This is a genomic window from Roseibium algicola (assembly GCF_001999245.1).
Lineage (GTDB): Bacteria > Pseudomonadota > Alphaproteobacteria > Rhizobiales > Stappiaceae > Roseibium > Roseibium algicola.
In genome coordinates, this window is the sequence record NZ_CP019630.1 from 321,167 (window position 1) to 337,421 (window position 16,255).

At 55.3% G+C, this 16,255-nt stretch carries 15 protein-coding genes; 6 read left to right on the forward strand and 9 right to left on the reverse strand.

The genetic code is table 11. The annotated features are described in order from the left end of the window. The first annotated feature begins 4 nt into the window (after window positions 1-4). On the forward strand, window positions 5-937 hold the full coding sequence (locus B0E33_RS01630) for a hypothetical protein (protein WP_077290242.1): 933 nt from the start codon (window positions 5-7) through the stop codon (window positions 935-937). A gap of 373 nt (window positions 938-1,310) precedes the next feature. After that, the gene (locus B0E33_RS01635) at window positions 1,311-2,498 is read left to right on the forward strand and encodes a glycosyltransferase family protein (protein WP_156912321.1); all 1,188 of its coding nucleotides are present in this window, start codon (window positions 1,311-1,313) and stop codon (window positions 2,496-2,498) included. A 30-nt stretch (window positions 2,499-2,528) separates the two neighbouring features. On the opposite strand, the gene B0E33_RS01640 is transcribed toward B0E33_RS01635, so the two are convergent. The 9 genes from B0E33_RS01640 to B0E33_RS01680 form a co-directional block, all read right to left on the reverse strand. Then, window positions 2,529-3,425, reverse strand: a complete 897-nt coding sequence (locus B0E33_RS01640; protein ID WP_077290244.1) for a sulfotransferase family protein — start codon at window positions 3,423-3,425, stop codon at window positions 2,529-2,531. Window positions 3,426-3,451: 26 nt separating this feature from the next. Further along, complete coding sequence (locus B0E33_RS01645; protein WP_156912322.1) at window positions 3,452-5,347, reverse strand: glycosyltransferase family 2 protein; 1,896 nt, start codon at window positions 5,345-5,347, stop codon at window positions 3,452-3,454. Window positions 5,348-5,372: 25 nt separating this feature from the next. Further along, window positions 5,373-6,251 (reverse strand): glucose-1-phosphate thymidylyltransferase RfbA, encoded by an 879-nt coding sequence (gene rfbA / locus B0E33_RS01650; RefSeq protein ID WP_077290246.1) that lies wholly within the window; start codon window positions 6,249-6,251, stop codon window positions 5,373-5,375. Between the two features lie 37 nt (window positions 6,252-6,288). After that, a complete protein-coding gene (gene rfbD / locus B0E33_RS01655; RefSeq protein WP_077290247.1) occupies window positions 6,289-7,179 on the reverse strand; it encodes a dTDP-4-dehydrorhamnose reductase in 891 nt (296 codons plus the stop codon). Next, on the reverse strand, window positions 7,176-8,258 hold the full coding sequence (rfbB, locus tag B0E33_RS01660) for a dTDP-glucose 4,6-dehydratase (protein ID WP_077290248.1): 1,083 nt from the start codon (window positions 8,256-8,258) through the stop codon (window positions 7,176-7,178). The genes rfbD and rfbB overlap by 4 nt, the downstream gene beginning before the upstream one ends. After that, the gene (gene rfbC, locus B0E33_RS01665; RefSeq protein ID WP_077293102.1) at window positions 8,255-8,833 is read right to left on the reverse strand and encodes a dTDP-4-dehydrorhamnose 3,5-epimerase; all 579 of its coding nucleotides are present in this window, start codon (window positions 8,831-8,833) and stop codon (window positions 8,255-8,257) included. Before rfbC ends, rfbB begins: the two co-directional genes overlap by 4 nt. Window positions 8,834-8,995: 162 nt before the next feature. Beyond that, the gene (locus B0E33_RS01670; RefSeq protein WP_077290249.1) at window positions 8,996-10,090 is read right to left on the reverse strand and encodes a M24 family metallopeptidase; all 1,095 of its coding nucleotides are present in this window, start codon (window positions 10,088-10,090) and stop codon (window positions 8,996-8,998) included. Window positions 10,091-10,182: 92 nt separating this feature from the next. Then, the gene (locus tag B0E33_RS01675; RefSeq protein WP_077290250.1) at window positions 10,183-11,769 is read right to left on the reverse strand and encodes an ABC transporter substrate-binding protein; all 1,587 of its coding nucleotides are present in this window, start codon (window positions 11,767-11,769) and stop codon (window positions 10,183-10,185) included. Between the two features lie 25 nt (window positions 11,770-11,794). After that, a complete protein-coding gene (locus B0E33_RS01680) occupies window positions 11,795-12,463 on the reverse strand; it encodes a cupin domain-containing protein (RefSeq protein ID WP_023003831.1) in 669 nt (222 codons plus the stop codon). Window positions 12,464-12,686: 223 nt separating this feature from the next. Between B0E33_RS01680 and B0E33_RS01685 the strand changes: the two genes are divergently transcribed. The 4 genes from B0E33_RS01685 to B0E33_RS01700 are packed head-to-tail and all read left to right on the forward strand — an operon-like array spanning window position 12,687 to window position 16,250. Beyond that, entirely contained in the window at window positions 12,687-13,763 is a 1,077-nt protein-coding gene (locus B0E33_RS01685; RefSeq protein ID WP_077290251.1) for an ABC transporter permease, read from the forward strand. Continuing rightward, on the forward strand, window positions 13,760-14,656 hold the full coding sequence (locus B0E33_RS01690; RefSeq protein ID WP_077290252.1) for an ABC transporter permease: 897 nt from the start codon (window positions 13,760-13,762) through the stop codon (window positions 14,654-14,656). The genes B0E33_RS01685 and B0E33_RS01690 overlap by 4 nt, the downstream gene beginning before the upstream one ends. Next, on the forward strand, window positions 14,653-15,501 hold the full coding sequence (locus B0E33_RS01695) for an ABC transporter ATP-binding protein (RefSeq protein ID WP_077290253.1): 849 nt from the start codon (window positions 14,653-14,655) through the stop codon (window positions 15,499-15,501). Before B0E33_RS01690 ends, B0E33_RS01695 begins: the two co-directional genes overlap by 4 nt. Further along, a complete protein-coding gene (locus B0E33_RS01700; RefSeq protein ID WP_077290254.1) occupies window positions 15,498-16,250 on the forward strand; it encodes an ABC transporter ATP-binding protein in 753 nt (250 codons plus the stop codon). The genes B0E33_RS01695 and B0E33_RS01700 overlap by 4 nt, the downstream gene beginning before the upstream one ends. Window positions 16,251-16,255: the final 5 nt, after the last annotated feature.

The following is a 16,255-nucleotide window of genomic DNA, read 5'->3' on the forward strand; positions in this document are numbered from 1 at the left end:
ACAGATGACCGAGACTGAAACGATCATTGAACGGATACAAAGAGAGAAAAAAGAGCGTGCTGCCGCACTGCGAGCACGACATGAGTCAGCACCTTACCCGCCTGCAGTGTCGTCACTTTGCCTCAACCAAACGCTTTATACTCCGATCCAATTAAATCCAGAACGCGACGACAAGTTCCTTTACTCTCTAAAGTTCGAGAAGCAGCAGTTTGATGCGCACTGCGTCTACTGCGGCAAGCAATCAACTTTTAGAACATTAACCGACCGCATGCCTTCTGACGTCGCAGCAGAAAAAGCGAGAGTGGACGCATTCAATCGGCCAGCGACGGACCGATTGAAGCGCCTCAATTTGGCAGACGGCCAGTTTGCGCTGCATTTGGGGTGCTCTAGGCATCCTGTTCACCTGTATAGCTATTTCTTCGCTTACAACGAGAAAGAGGGTGTTCTAGAAAAAATTGGACAAACACCATCACTTGAAGATGTCGCTGGGGCAGATATAGAGCGCTACCGAAAGATACTTGGCGACGATTTTGCGGAGTTGCGCAGGGCCACTGGCTTATTTGCTCACGGCATCGGTATCGGCTCGTTTGTCTATCTTCGACGCATTTTTGAGAACCTCGTTGAATCCGCGAGATCAGCGGCTGACCCAGAGGGGCAACGTGAGACAGAGTTCATGCGGATGCGAATGGCGGAGCGGATAAATGCACTCGCAACATACCTTCCGCCAGCGCTAGTCAAGTACAAGGATACCTATGGAATACTTTCAAAGGGCCTGCATGAGCTGACAGAGGATGATTGCAAACGTTACTTTCCTGTGGTGCGTGCCGCCGTGATAATGATGCTGGAACAGAGGTATGAAGCTGATCAAAAAGCGAAGGTGGAGGCTGAGCTAGATCGCGCCGTCGCAGTCATCGCAGCGGAAACCAAGGACGCATAGAGTTCGACCATGCGAGTGGAAGTTTTTTAGCGTCGCAATGAAACCGCAATGAAACCCGCGAACAGATCGGAACATTTATAGAACTTCTGAATACAAAAACTGCAGTATTCTGCCGTTTCTAACCAAGCCCCACCCACTGGGGGTGAAGGGGTCGTCGGTTCAAATCCGGCCTGCCCGACCAACACAAACTTCCCCAAATATTTTGCAGATTTTGAACGAGTATGCGGCTGGAACTCCATCCAGCGCCGCATTGCGTTTGCCGTTCAGCATTCCAACGTTTCACCCAGAAGTATCACAGTCTGCCGTTTTCGCTTCCCGCAGTTGCTTGCCGTCGGATGCACGCTATGCGTAAACTTACCTACCGTGACAACGTATGGCAGCTTGCGGCCACGGCACGGAACTGGCACCTGATTATGCTGTATTCCGAGTAATCATAGCTACCAATGCGTATTCGAATATTCCGAGTATTTTTTTGATGAGAATAGCGACAAAATTTTCGAGAAAGTCGTCTGATGATTTTTACTATTGCTACAGCGTCCTCGCGCGTAATCTGTGTTCTTCGTTCAAAACCATTCCAACGACAGACATCTATTTTCTGAATTCCAACCGCGAGCGGAGCTTGCAGCGCGAAGGTGTCAATTCGTTTTCCACCCGTGATGCCGTTGTCGTCTGCCGTCGTGATCATCCGGGCGTCATCGAGCGTCTTTTGAATGAAAAGACAAAACGGCTCTATTACGTGATCGATGACAATTTATGGGCAGCCGACCACGATGTGTCACTGCCTGAAATTTACCGGCAACGTTTGCTGAGCCTTCGCAATGGACAGCACAACAAGCTGGCAACTGCAGCCGACACGATTGTTGTCCCTTCGCCTGCCTTGTTCGAGGTCTACGAGCAACAAGGATTTCAGGTCAAAATGCTCGATCCGTTTTGGTCAGAAGCACTTTCGACGGACTGGTGTTTTCAAGACCTGCCGGCAGATGCACCGCTCAGGATCGGCTACCTGGGAACTGCCAGCCACGCCGCCGATCGAAAATTCGTCCTTGAGGTATTTGAAAACCTGTTGGCGACAGGCGCAAATGTCGAACTGACAATCGTTGGAGATCACGATGTACCGCCGCAGCTATCAACGCACCCCAAGCTACGGGTTTTGAGGCACCTCGACTGGTATTTCTATCGCAAGCGCCTTTTCAAACACAGGTTTGACGTTCTTCTCTACCCGGTAATACCTTCGAGCTTCAACGATGCCCGATCCGCGAACAAGCTGGCAGAACATGCCGTTTGTGGAGGCGTTGGTGTGTACAGCGACAGCTGGGCCTATGCTGACTTCGTTCGTGTCAACCGCGTGGGCCTGGTCTGGAAAAACAGCGTTCGAACCTGGGTGGACAACCTGCTGTCGCTATCGATTGAACGGAACTTTCAGGATCTCGTCGGATCACTCACACCCGTTCATGAGCGAAATGAAATTGCCGGAAGAGAACAGAAAGCCTTCTGGTCGGCGTGTTTGGATACTTCAACGAGAACTTCCTTAAGTGAGGATACCGCTTTGGTATCGACATGAAACAAAGTGATTAATTCGCGATCCTTTCCACTATAGTTTTACAGTAGTCCCTGATATTCGAGCCTCGATCTCTGTACCGTCGCCCAATTTTTCCAACGGAATGGAGAACGCTCTCGCCCTAATTTCTTCGGGAAGATCTACCTTGAAATGGCTGGATGTCCCTGCCCCGATTATCTCGCCTCCAGAGCGAATCTCGATCGAACATGCAAAATCACCAGGAAGCCTTCGGGCCCAACCTTGAGCTACCCCGTCAATAACTCCGAAAAATTGACCTTCGTACCGGACCCGAGAACTCTGCAAATAAAGCTCTGGCCCGTTTTCAATTACAGCAAGCGCCTCAGTCCTTAAACCTTCATCGAGTTTAATTCCACAAAACTTGGCAAGTTTCTCTACAAGACAATCAGGGTCCGATAGAGCTTTTTCATAGCTAATTACAAGTATCGGCACTTCGATTGACTCGACGAAGTGTACGAGATCCAACGTCCGTTCAGCCGCTCTTTTCAGTTGCTCCAGAAAGTCGGTATGCATGGAGATTTCGTTGCGTTTTGCAATCGATGCAGGATCTCTCAGTATTACAATCAGGCGAGGGTTCCTGAATTTGTTCAACTTCTGCGCAAGCAGACCAAACGCTTCGGGCCGCTTGAACCCCCATACCTTGTGCTCTTTATTGTAGTTCTCAATAATTTGATCGAAACGAACCCAGTCGCCAGCTTCCAAAGCATTTGACAATACAGTGTCTTCAAAAACAGCCGGATCTGCTTTCTCACCAAGAAAAATGCCGAACTGTCGCAAAACAGCTCCAATAAGAGAAGTGCCACTGCGGGCCACACCAACGCAGATTAGCGTTGCGTACTCATCCGAGTGTGACTGAGAACCATTTAAAACAGTAAACCCGTCATTCTTTAGATTGCTCTCTTCACCTCTCACAAACACCCTCCAGAAGAACTATGTAATTATTCATATTTATACTGAAAATACGCATTATGATGCGAGAAGTTTTCATTATAATAAGGGTCCCGTTGCATGATATCACCCCAGCGCTGCCTCATGGTCATCGACTCATGCTCGAACCTTGCTATTTTCTCCGGTGAAGTATCTTGGCCACGCGAGACAGACTCATGATGAAATAATTGGGCATATGGAGTGTATACATTCTTTAACCCAAAATCTCTTGATAGCCTTAAGCAAAAATCAACGTCGTTATACGCAACCTTTAGATCTTTATCGTCCAGACCTCCACATTTTAGGTATTTATCCTTTTCAACTACCATGCAAGCGGCAGTAACTGCGAGAAAATATTGTGGAAGTTGTAACCTGTGCTGGTAGCCGATATCGCCGCCTTGATAAAATTGAAAAGCGTGATTTGCGATACCTCCCACACCCACGATCACACCAGCATGTTGAACCAAACCGTTGGCATATAGGAGTTTCGCCCCAACAGCCCCGATATGAGGCAGTACCGCATAGGACACCATCTCCCGAAGCCATTCAGAAGAAATAACTTGAGTGTCATTGTTCAAGAGCACAACAACTGAACCTGAAGCATGCTCAACGGCAAAATTATTCATGGCTGAATAATTAAATTCACCAGAATATGGCAATACAGTTACAGGGTGTTTTTCTGTTATTCCAGCCAGATATTCTTTTAACTCCACTTCCACACTGTCATTGTCCACGATGATAACGTCAAAACTTGGATAGTCTGTTTTATCAAACAGACTGAAGACACAGGCCTTTACAAATTCTGTGCAGTCACGGGTTGGAATAATGATGGTTACGTGCGGAACAGGGCTTGGGAGCTCCCTAACGATCCTGTTGCACGCTGAAGGGCCATTCGTTACCGATACCGGCGCGTCCGGGTAATTGTCCTTAAAGTATTCACGCACGGCGCGCTGACGCGCTTCTATGGCTTGCTGGATCCAGCGATCGGAAAAAGATCCCGAACCGGAGAAGCATCGCCAATGGTAGAGAATTTTCGGAATATGACGAATATTTTTCTCGTCAATCCGAGCAACCACCCGGAGTGCTAGATCATGATCCTGACTTCCCTCGAAACCTGGTCGAAACCCTCCGACATCCCTGACGATTGAAGCCCTGTATACGCTGAGGTGATTGATGTAGTTCTGGGTTAGAAAAAGTTCCAGATTCCAGTCCGGTTTGAAGTGTGGATCGGTAAGCCAGCCCTCCTTCCGAATTTTATCTTCATCCGAGTAGATGAAATCTGCCTCAGGATATTGCCGAATTTCTCTGGCAACATAATAAAGGGCATGAACTGGTAGCAGGTCATCATGGTCCATGAACGCAATGTAGGGACCGGTCGCAATATCTATGGCAGAGTTTGAAGCTCTGCAGATATGTCCGTTTTCACTCCGGTAAACGACCTTGATGCGCCCATCACTTTCTTCAAATTCCTTGAGAGCCTCTTGAACGGCTGGATCCGTTGAGCAGTCGTCAGCAATGCACAACTCCCAATGCGGATATATCTGCTTCTTCACGGATTGGATGGCATCTCGTAGCTGAGCCAGATCTGTATTATAGACCGGCATTACAATTGAGATTACTGGAGGATTATGCCAACCGGCAACTTCCTGCAGCATCTCTTCTCGTTCTGATATAGACGGGTTTGCTTGTGCAAAGCAGATATGTGGTCCGACACGAAGATTCTTACCTTGAATACTTGTGGCGCTGAAAACCAATCGGAATCGGTTTCGGGAACGCTGCCTTTTACCAACGACGTACCACCAGCAAGCAGCTACAAATATTCGTGGCGAGAGAAAAGCTTCGTATAGCCTTCGACAGAATTTATTAGCCTGTAAATCAATTAAATTATTATTAGACGAGATTTTCAATTTTCCTCCGAACGGATATATTTATTTATGCGTTAGAGTACCCAGAGACTATTTTTCCCAAGTATTTCCCATATCCACTGCTGGAATATTCTTCGCTCAGCCGTTCCAGATCATTCACAGTAATCCAACCGTTCTTGAACGCAATTTCTTCCGGAACGGCGATGCGGTGGCCCTGTCTTTTCTCGATGGCCTGCACGAAGGTCGCGGATTCTATGAGACTGTCATGTGTCCCCATGTCGAACCAGGCAAATCCCCGCCCCAGTTGTTCAACATGCAGGTCTCCGCGCTCAAGATACCGGGCGTTCACATCCGTGATTTCAAGTTCACCGCGCGCACTCGGACGGATATCGGAAGCGATGGCGGCGACGTCCTTGTCATAAAAGTAAAGCCCTGTCACCGCCCAGGACGACCGGGGGGACTTTGGCTTCTCTTCGATTGAAGCCGGTGCGCCTGACGGGTCGAACGAGATGACACCATATCGTTCCGGCTCCGCCACCTCGTATCCGAGCAGGGTCGCTCCGGACTTGCGCGCTGAAGCTCTCGCAAGAATTTCCGTCAGACCATGTCCGTAATAAAGGTTGTCACCCAGGATCAGCGCACATTCCTGTCCAGCAAGGAACTCCTCTCCGATCAGAAACGCCTGCGCGATGCCGGCCGGTTCAGGTTGAACTGCATAGCTGATATTGATGCCCCAGCGCGCGCCGTCTTCCAGAAGGCTCTGAAAAGCCATGGCATCGCGTGGTGTTGTGATGATCAGGAGATCTCTTATCCCGGCAAGCATCAGAACACTCAACGGATAGTAGATCATCGGCTTGTCGTAGACAGGCAGCAATTGCTTGGAAATACACCTTGTTACCGGGAAGAGACGCGTTCCGCTTCCGCCCGCCAGCACGATGCCTTTCATTGTCCAACTCCAATTCCAATTGCTTGCCCGCAAGATATCAGGCGTTTAGATACAGGCGGTCAAGCATGTCGGACAGTGCCACTGGCCAGTCCCTGGCGGAAAAGCCATGGACACGTGACAGTTTAGAGCAATCAAGCGCCGAGTTCGCGGGCCGATTTGAAAGCGTTGGAAATTCCGACGCCGGAATGCCAATCAGCTCCGGCTGTTTGCATAATCGTTCCCCGGCCAGTTCGAATATTTTGGATGCAAACCCATGCCAGCTCACCTGCCCCTGTCCGGCACAATGAAATGTTCCGTATCCACCCTTCGGAAAATCGCCCTTCAGGACCGGCACGGATAACTGCAATGCGATTTCAGCCAGGTCGGCGGCATATGTCGGGCATCCTGTCTGGTCGGTGACCACCCGAATTACATCCTTCTCCCGTGCGAGCCTCAGCATCGTCCGAACAAAATTCGCACCATGCACGCCGTACACCCAGGATGTGCGCAGGATCAGGTGACGTTCTGAGACTGTGCGGACGGCAGCCTCCCCGGCCTCCTTGCTTTCGCCATATACGCCTAACGGGCCGACTGTATCTTCTTCCACATAAGGCTGCGGCTTTGCCCCGTCGAACACGTAGTCCGTGGAGAAATGTATCAAGACGGCACCGCGCCGTTCGGCCACTTCCGCAAGATTGCGCGCTCCGTCGCGGTTGACCGCAAAGGCGGCCTGCCGGTCGGTCTCGGCACGGTCAACGGCAGTGTATGCAGCCGCATTGATGATCAGGTCGGGTGCCAAGTTCTGGACGATTTCCGCGACGGCTTTGCGATCGGTTATGTCGAGTGTCGATCTGTCGAGAGCCACAACATCAAGAGCCAGCGCCCGGGCTTGCCGAATGACTTCATAACCGAGTTGACCGTTCGCTCCCGTAAGCAGAACACGGGTCATGGAACACCGGCAGATGCACTTGAAACACCATTTGCACCCAGTCCCAGCCTGTCGCCTCTATATTGACCGCTACGGATTGCCTCCCACCAGCTGCGATTGGCAAGGTACCAGTCCAACGTCTGGCGCAACCCGCTTTCGAATGAATGACTGGGTCGCCAGTCGAGTTCGGCAGCGATCCGCGAAATGTCCATCGCATAGCGCGCATCGTGGCCAGGACGGTCTGTCACGAACGCGATCAATTCTCGGCGGGGTTTTACTGCGGGCACCGTTTCGTCCAGCAGATCGCAGATCAGATGGACTACATCGATGTTTCGACGCTCTGCGTCACCGCCGATGTTGTAAACTTGGCCCGGTGTGCCGCGCGTCAAGACCAGCCACAACGCATCCGCATGATCTTCGACATGCAGCCAGTCACGGATATTTGCTCCCGCGCCGTAGACCGGCAGTGGCTTTTCCTCCAGGCCGTTCAGGATCATCAACGGGATCAGTTTTTCCGGAAACTGGTAAGGCCCGTAATTGTTGGAACAATTGGTGGTGACCACCGGCACCCCATACGTATGGTGCCAAGCCCTGACCAAGTGATCCGACGCCGCCTTTGATGCGGAATAAGGAGAATTCGGCGCGTATGCGGTCGTTTCCTTGAAGGCCCCTGTCGGACCGAGACTGCCATAGACTTCATCGGTGGACACATGATGAAAGCGAAAGGCTTCCTTTCGAGACACTGGCAAGCCGGACCAATACCCCCTCACCGCCTCCAGCAAGGTGTAAGTGCCCACGATATTTGTATCGATAAAGGCAGCCGGGCCATCGATCGACCGGTCGACGTGACTTTCTGCCGCCAGATGCATGACAGCGTCGGGTGCCTCTGTCTCCAGCAGACTGGCCATTGCCTCCCCGTCCCGGATGTCTGCCTGCACGAACCGGTGGCGGCGATCTTCCATGACCGGAGCCAGGGACGCCAGGTTACCGGCATAAGTCAGGGCATCCACGGTGACGACTTCTGCAAGGCCTTGCAACACCAGCTTTCGCACGACCGCCGAACCGATAAAGCCGGCGCCTCCCGTGACAAGAACCTTCATCGTTCTCTGGCCTCCGGGTATGTGAAACAGCTGTCAGCATCGGCAAGGCGTGGGAGCTTCTGATCCTTTTGCGACAAGATGGCATCGGCTTCAGGTATTCGCCAATCTATGTCCAGATCGGGATCGTTCCACACGATGCCCCGGTCATGCTCCGGCGCATAGTAACGCGAGACCTTGTAGAGAACCTCCGTGTGCGCCTCCAGGGTCACCAGCCCGTGGGCAAATCCGATTGGCACCAGAATCTGATTGCCGTTTTCCGCGGAGATGACAGACGAGACGTGTTTGCCGTAAGTCGGAGACCCTTGCCGCAGATCCACAGCGATATCCAGAATCGCTCCGCGCACGACACGCACCAGCTTGTCCTGCGCGAACGGCGGCGTCTGGTAATGCAGGCCGCGGACCGTTCCCTTTTCCGCAGAGTAGGCATGATTGTCCTGGACGAAATCGATGTCTATTCCGACGTCGGAAAGAAGCGCTTTGTTGTAGGTTTCAGAGAAGAAACCACGGCTGTCACCATGCCTCTTCGGCCGGAGAATCTTGACCTCGGGAATGTCCAGTTCAATTACTTCGAGCATGAATCCGTTTCGGGTCTCGCGGTCACGTTTCGTGGCAAGCCCCGCTTCAAGGCAGGTCTTGCCGCGAATCTGTATAAGATTTTCAGGTTCCTTCAAGGGCGAAGGAACCACAATCCGACCTCGTTTCCCAAAACGGCTTCGTGTCTGTTTACTGGAGTACCCTCACCTTACAACCGCCGAACGCGGCAGGTCGGAGAGGATTTCCGCGCCGTCTTTCCGCAAGATGACGATTTCCTCAAGACGCAGGCCGAATTGGCCGGGGAGATAGATGCCAGGTTCGATCGAGAACACCATGCCCTCGTCCAGTACGGTTTCGGAGGTCGCCGTCAGATATGGCGGTTCATGTATGTCTATTCCGAGGCCATGGCCGGTCCGGTGTGTGAAAAAGTCACCATAGCCCGCATCTGAAATGACATCCCGAGCCGCCTTGTCGATTGATTTTGCCAAGACCCCAGGCTTTGCAGCGGCAAGCGCTGCTTCCACAGCCTTGTTGACGATGGCGTGGACCTTCTCAAATTCCGCCGTAGGCGTTCCGAAGAAGCCAACACGGGTCATGTCGGACGGGTAACCGTCCAGTCGGCCACCTGTGTCGATCAGCACGGCATCGCCGGATTTCAGCTGTGTTTCGCCGGTGTGGTGGTGCGGAAAGGCACCGTTTCCACCGAAACAGACCGAGGTGAAAACCGGGGTCGCGCCTGCCTGCTTGTAGACGTCCCGGATGACGGCAGCGATCTCAAGTTCCGTGATGCCGGGTGTCAGGGCGTCGAAGCCCGCCATGGCGGCAGTGTCGTTCAGAACGGCACTGGCTTTAAGGCGGCGGTATTCGTCCTCTTCCTTTCGAGCGCGCAGGAAGCCGACCGTGTCATCCGTAAACCGGCGCGAAGCCCCCGGGAGCGCGTCCAGCAACAGAAGCGCAAAATCGGCACGCATGGTTTCGTCGATGACGACACTTGGCGATTGCGGAAGTCCGGAGGCTTCCAGCAAAGTTGCAAGCGCGGCATCCGGTCCATCGTCGTCACGCCAGGGGAAGAAGGGCAAGTGCGTCTTCTGGCGCGAGCTGTCGACATTGAGCGCCGGCATCAGAAAGCCCGCATGGCTCCTGGAAACCAGAAGCATCACCGGCCGTTCGTCGCCATGGGGGTCGAGACCAGCCAGATACATCATGTGACTGGACGGACCGATGGCCACAAGGTCGGTCCCGGTCGCAGACATCCGCTCGCGCAAAGCGGCAAGGCGCTGATCGGAAAGGGAAGACATTTCAGGAAACTCCGGAGGGGTTGGTCAGTCAGTGTGCTGTGTCAGCGAACAAAAAAGCCGCCCCGGAAACCGGGACGGCCTGGTATCTGGCGTCAGTTTTTCGTTACCAGACGATAGTAGACGAAGTCGGACGTCGCACCGTTGACGTAACCTTCGACCTTCTGGTCCATGGCGACCTGATAGGCTGCCTGGAACATGATCACGATCGGCGACTTGGCCTGAACTTCCTTCTGCAGTTCGACATACATCCCGTTGCGTTTTTCCGCATCGCTCTCAGCCAAGGCAGCCTTGGTCATGTCGTTCATCTCGGCCGGAACAGCCCAGGCATTCCGCCACGTGGTGGTTGCCTGGTAGTTGTCGTCGGAGTTGTCGCTGTTATAGGCAAAGGCCTTTGCGTTGGAGTGCGGGTCCATGAAGTCCGGGCCCCAATAGAGCAACATCGCTTCATGGCTGCGCTCGCGGTATTTGGTGATGACCTGCGAACCGGTCCCCGGGATGATGTCGAAGTTGATGCCGGCTTCGGCAAAGCTTGCCTGCAGCGACTGGGCCATGTCCGTGAACGGGGTGGAGTTGATCACGTCGAGGGTTACCGTGATCGGCGTTTCGATGCCGGCATCCGCCAGGATCTGCTTCGCCTTTTCCGGGTCGTAGGTGTAAGGCGTCTCGTCGTAGGATCCAGGGAAACCCTTCGGCCAGAATGCCTGATGGATTTCCATCTGGCCTTTCAGGAAGCTGTCGGTCATGCCTTTGTAGTTGACAAGGTAACGAGCAGCATCCCACACCGCTTCAGGCTGCAGCACGTCCTTCTTCTGGTTGAAGGATAGGAAGTGCACGGCTGCCTGCGGATAGGTTTCCACCTTGATGGTGTCGCCTTCCATGCCGGCAATCTGGTCCGGCGTCAGATTGCGGGCCATGTCGACATCACCGGACTGCAGCAGCAGCTGCTGGGTTGCGGCTTCGGCCACGTGACGGATGATCACGCCTTCAACCTTCGGCGCGCCCTTGAAGTAGTCGGCGTTGGACTTGTAACGCACCAGTTCGCCGGCGCGGTAGGTTTGCAGTTCGAACGGACCGGAACCGGCGGAATTGGCATTGAGCCACTTGTTGCCCATGTCGCCATCTTCCTCGTGCTCCATCACCGTCTTTTCGTCGACGATGGAAGCCGGACGGGCAGCCAGGACGTTGAGGGCGAACGCCGGAGAGAAGTCACCTTCGTATTTGACAACGACCTTGTTGCCGTCGGCCGTGACCATGTCCTCGACATTTTCCGCCGTCCAGCCAAGCTGGGCAAGGATAAAGGCCGGTGTGAGGTTCAGCTTGATGACACGGGCAAAGGAGAACACCACGTCTTCAGCGCGGACCGGATTGCCGGAATGGAACGTTGCACCGTCGCGCAGGGTGAAGGTGATGGTCTTTGCATCAGCGTCAGCCTGCCATTCGGCAGCAAGGCCCGGTGCCAGAACTGTCGGGTCTTCGGCGTCATATTGCACAAGGCGGTCGTAGACATTGGTCACGAGCTCGCCGGAGGAAAACTCGTAAGCCTGGGCGGGGTCGATCGCGACGATATCGTCGATGTTCTGCGCCACCACCAGAATGTTGTCCGGTGTCGCGGCACCAGCAGGCATTGCCATCGGCATTGCCAGGGCGGCCGCCAGAAGCGCGGTCCTTAAAAGCTTCATTTCTTCGTCTCCGTCTGTCAGGGGGTTAGGATTTGTTCTTGTTTTTGGCGCGGCTCGGCTTCACCGCGCTCTTGTCTGGCGACACCAGCTCGATGCGGCTGGTTTTCTCGTCGCCGGCGTTGAAAATCGTTAGGGTGCCGGTCCACAGGATCTTTGCCGGCGCATCGTTCGGGTTCGACCAGGCATGCGGGGTATTGCCCCGATAATGCAGGCTGTCGCCAGCTGTCATCACCATCGCCTCCCCGTCGAGGTACTGGGTGATGGACCCTTCCAGAATGTAGATCAGCTCCTCGCCCTCGTGGCTCACCGTTTCCGAGGCATATCCGGGCGGCACGGTGAGAATGAACGAGGAAAGCTGATTGCCTGGAAACTCGGTTGCCAGCCGCTCATAGCTTACGGCGGAACCGGAAATGGAGAAATTGGGCCGGGTGGCGGCACGGGTCAGAGCATCCTGGGCCCGTGGCTGGGCCACGAAATAATCCAGCCCGACGCCGAGTGCCCGGGCGATTCCCGCCAGAGATCCGAGTGTCGGTGTCGCGTGATCGCGCTCGACCTGACTGAGATACCCGACCGAGAGGTTCGAAGCGTCGCTCAGCTGTTGCAGGGTGAACCCCAGCTGCCGGCGCCGCGCACGGATCAGCGCGCCAACCTTTGTATCGACATCGGAAGCGGCACGTGCTGTCGAACTGCTCAAAGATTTTTACTCCCATCAAAATTTTTTTGATGTAACCAGATTTTTTTGTATGCTCCAAGAACTTTTTTAGACAGCTTTTAAAAAAGCGCCTTACGAGCGCTTTCTGAAAGCTGTTTAAAAACAACAACCTGAAGACTCTAATTCAGAAATTGAGTCACATGAGTGTGGAGAACGGACTTGAAGAATCCGGTTGAACAGGGAACGGCGACAAGCCGCTACCGGCATGTCTTTTGAGCCTTCCGAGAGCGTAACCGACGCAAGAGAGGGCCTGTTGACGAGCCAACTGCTGGGCAGTGCGGCGGCGCTGTTGCGCTTCTGTCTTGTAACGGCCGGAACGTTCCTTGGCCTGCTTGCAATCACGTTTTTCATCGGCCGCGTGGTGCCGATCGATCCGGTTCTGGCAGTAGTCGGCGACAGGGCATCGAACGAAGTCTATGAAGCTGCCCGTCAGGCGATGGGACTGGACAGGCCACTGGTCATCCAGTTTTTCTCCTACGTGGGCGACGTCTTCACCGGCAATCTCGGCATGTCGATTTCCACCGGTCGGCCGGTCGCTGAAGACCTGGGGCGGTTCTTCCCCGCCACCCTGGAAATGGCCACGATCGGCATCCTGATCGGTGTGCTGCTCGGCGTACCTATGGGCGTATTGGCCGCCACCCGCCAGGGAACCTGGATCGACCAGTTGATCCGCGTCCTCGGCCTTCTCGGCTATTCCGTCCCCGCTTTCTGGCTTGGGCTGGTTGGTCTTGCGGTCTTCTACGCGGGCCTCGGCTGGGTTGCCGGTCCGGGCCGTATCGACATCTTCTACGACGGCATCGTTGATCCCATAACCGGGCTTTACCTGATCGACAGTGTTGTCGCAGGCGAATGGGACATCTTCTGGAACGCGCTCGATCACCTCATGCTGCCGGCGTCGATCCTCGGTTTCTTCAGCCTTGCCTACATCGCCCGCATGACCCGGTCGTTCATGCTGGATCAGCTTGGGCACGAATATGTGACGACCGCACGAGTGAAAGGTGTGCCCGAGCGCCGCGTCATCTGGCGCCACGCGTTCTACCCGATCCGCATCCAGCTGATCACCGTGATCGGCCTGTCCTATGCCGCTCTTCTGGAAGGCTCCGTGATGATCGAGACCGTGTTCTCCTGGCCCGGTATCGGCAACTACCTGACCAGTGCCCTTCTCAATGCCGACATGAACGCCGTGCTGGGCGCGACGCTCGTCATCGGCGCCGTCTTCATCCTCATCAACAAGATTTCCGACGTGCTCTACCGCATTCTCGATCCGAGGGCCCGCAAATGATCGACTGGCTTCTCGACGATAGCCCCGCCTCGCGCCTGCAGGCCAATCTTGGCCGCGCCTGGCGTGTCTTTGCAGCGCTCCTGCGCAATCCGCTTGCCGTGGTGGGCGGCTTCATCATCCTGGTCCTGATCGTGATGGCGATCTTCGCTCCGCTGATCGCCCCTTATTCTCCCATCGGCCAGGATCTCGCAAACCGCCTGATGCCGCCGTCCGCGGCCCACTGGATGGGAACCGACGAGCTTGGCCGGGACATCTACTCCCGCGTTGTCTACGGTGCGCGCATCACGCTGATGATCGTTACCATGGTGGCCGTCATCGCCGCTCCAATCGGCCTCATCGTCGGTGCAGTCTCCGGATATTTCGGCGGCTGGACCGATCGGGTGCTGATGGGCGTGACGGATATCTTCCTGTCCATGCCGAAGCTGATCCTCGCGCTTGCCTTTGTGGCGGCCCTCGGTCCCGGCATCGAGAACGCCATCATCGCCATTGCGATCACCGCCTGGCCCGCCTATGCGCGTATCGCCCGTGCGGAAACGATTACCTTCCGCGATGCCGAGTTTATCGCGGCAGTGCGCCTGCAGGGTGCGTCTTCCACCCGCGTTATTCTCCGTCACGTTCTGCCGCTTTGCGCTTCTTCCACGATCATTCGCGTGACGCTGGATATGGCCGGCATCATCCTGACGGCCGCCGGTCTCGGCTTTCTCGGTCTCGGCGCCCAGCCGCCTCTGCCGGAATGGGGGGCGATGATCTCGCGTGGACGAAATTTCATCCTCGACCAGTGGTGGGTCGCCACCATGCCGGGCTTTGCCATCATCCTGGTGAGCCTCGGTTTCTGTTTCCTCGGTGACGGCCTGCGCGACGTGCTCGATCCCAAGCAGGGAGACAAGCAATGAGCGCCCCGCTTCTTCTCGAGGTTGACGGCCTCACCGTCACCTTCCCGACGGCCCGTGGCCCGGTCGATGTCGTCAAGGGTATTTCGTTCACGCTTGGGCGGGAACGGCTCGGAATTGTCGGCGAATCCGGTTCCGGCAAATCCATGACCGGCCGGTCGATTCTGCGCCTGATCCGGAAACCCGGCAAGGTCACCGCCCGGCGCATGGCCTTTGACGGCATAGACCTCCTCAGCCGAAGTGAACGCCAGATGCGCGATCTGCGCGGCGCCCGCATTTCCATGGTCATGCAGGACCCCAAATTCTCGCTCAACCCGGTGATGACCGTAGGCGAGCAGATTGCCGAAGCCCTCGTCACCCACAAGAAGCTGCCACGCCGGGAACTGAAGGAACGGGTGCTTGCCATGCTGGAAGCTGTGCGCATCAACGATCCGGCACGGGTTGCGGGTCTTTATCCTCACGAGGTTTCCGGCGGCATGGGCCAGCGTATCATGATCGCCATGATGCTGATCCCGGAACCTGATCTCCTGATCGCAGACGAACCAACCTCCGCGCTTGATGTTTCCGTGCAGGCACAGGTTCTGGACATTATCGACGATCTGGTCACCGGCAAGGGCATGGGTCTGATCCTGATCAGTCATGACCTCAATCTGGTGTCCCGCTATTGCGACCGCATCCTGGTGATGAATAGCGGCGAGATCGTTGAGCAGTGCAAGGCGAGCGATCTGCACAACGCGCAGCATCCCTACACCCGTGGCCTGATTGCCGCGATGCCGCGCATGAATGAAGACCGTGATGAGCTGCCCGTTCTCGACCGCAGTACCTGGACCACGGGAGCCGGAACATGACCGACGCCGCCATCCATCTTGAAAACCTCACCATCAGCTATGGCGACACGGCTGTCGTTCACGACGTCACCTTCGATGTTGCTGAAGGGGAAAGTTTTGCGCTCGTCGGGGAATCCGGCTCCGGCAAATCGACAATCCTGAAGGCAATCTCCGGACTGGCGCCGGACTGGACCGGCACCATCGCCGTTGAAGGAAAGCCTCGCGGACATTCACCGGACAGGACCTTTGCGGAAACCTGCCAGATGGTGTTTCAGGACCCTTACGGCTCGCTTCACCCACGCAAGACCATCGATACCTGCCTTGCAGAGCCGCTCGCCATTCATGGTATTGGCGGTCGGGACGGCCGCGTGAAAGACATGCTTGCCGCCGTCGGTCTGGACCAGCGATTCCGCTTCCGCTTTCCGCATCAGCTTTCCGGTGGTCAGCGCCAGAGGGTCGCGATCGCCCGCGCGTTGATGCTGGAACCGCGCGTTCTACTGCTGGACGAGCCAACGTCCGCACTGGACGTTTCGGTACAGGCGGAAATCCTGAACCTTCTGAAAAAGCTGCGGCGGGAACAGGGGCTGACCTATCTGATGGTCACACATAACCTTCCGGTTGTCTCCTTCCTATGCGAGCGCCTGGCCGTCATGCGCTATGGCCGCGTGGTTGAAATTGCCGGTGTCGACGCTCTCAAGTCGGGCCAGCTCTCAGATCCTTATTCCCGCGAACTCTATGCCGCCAGCGGCGGCATCTTGCACCCTGCCTAACGTCA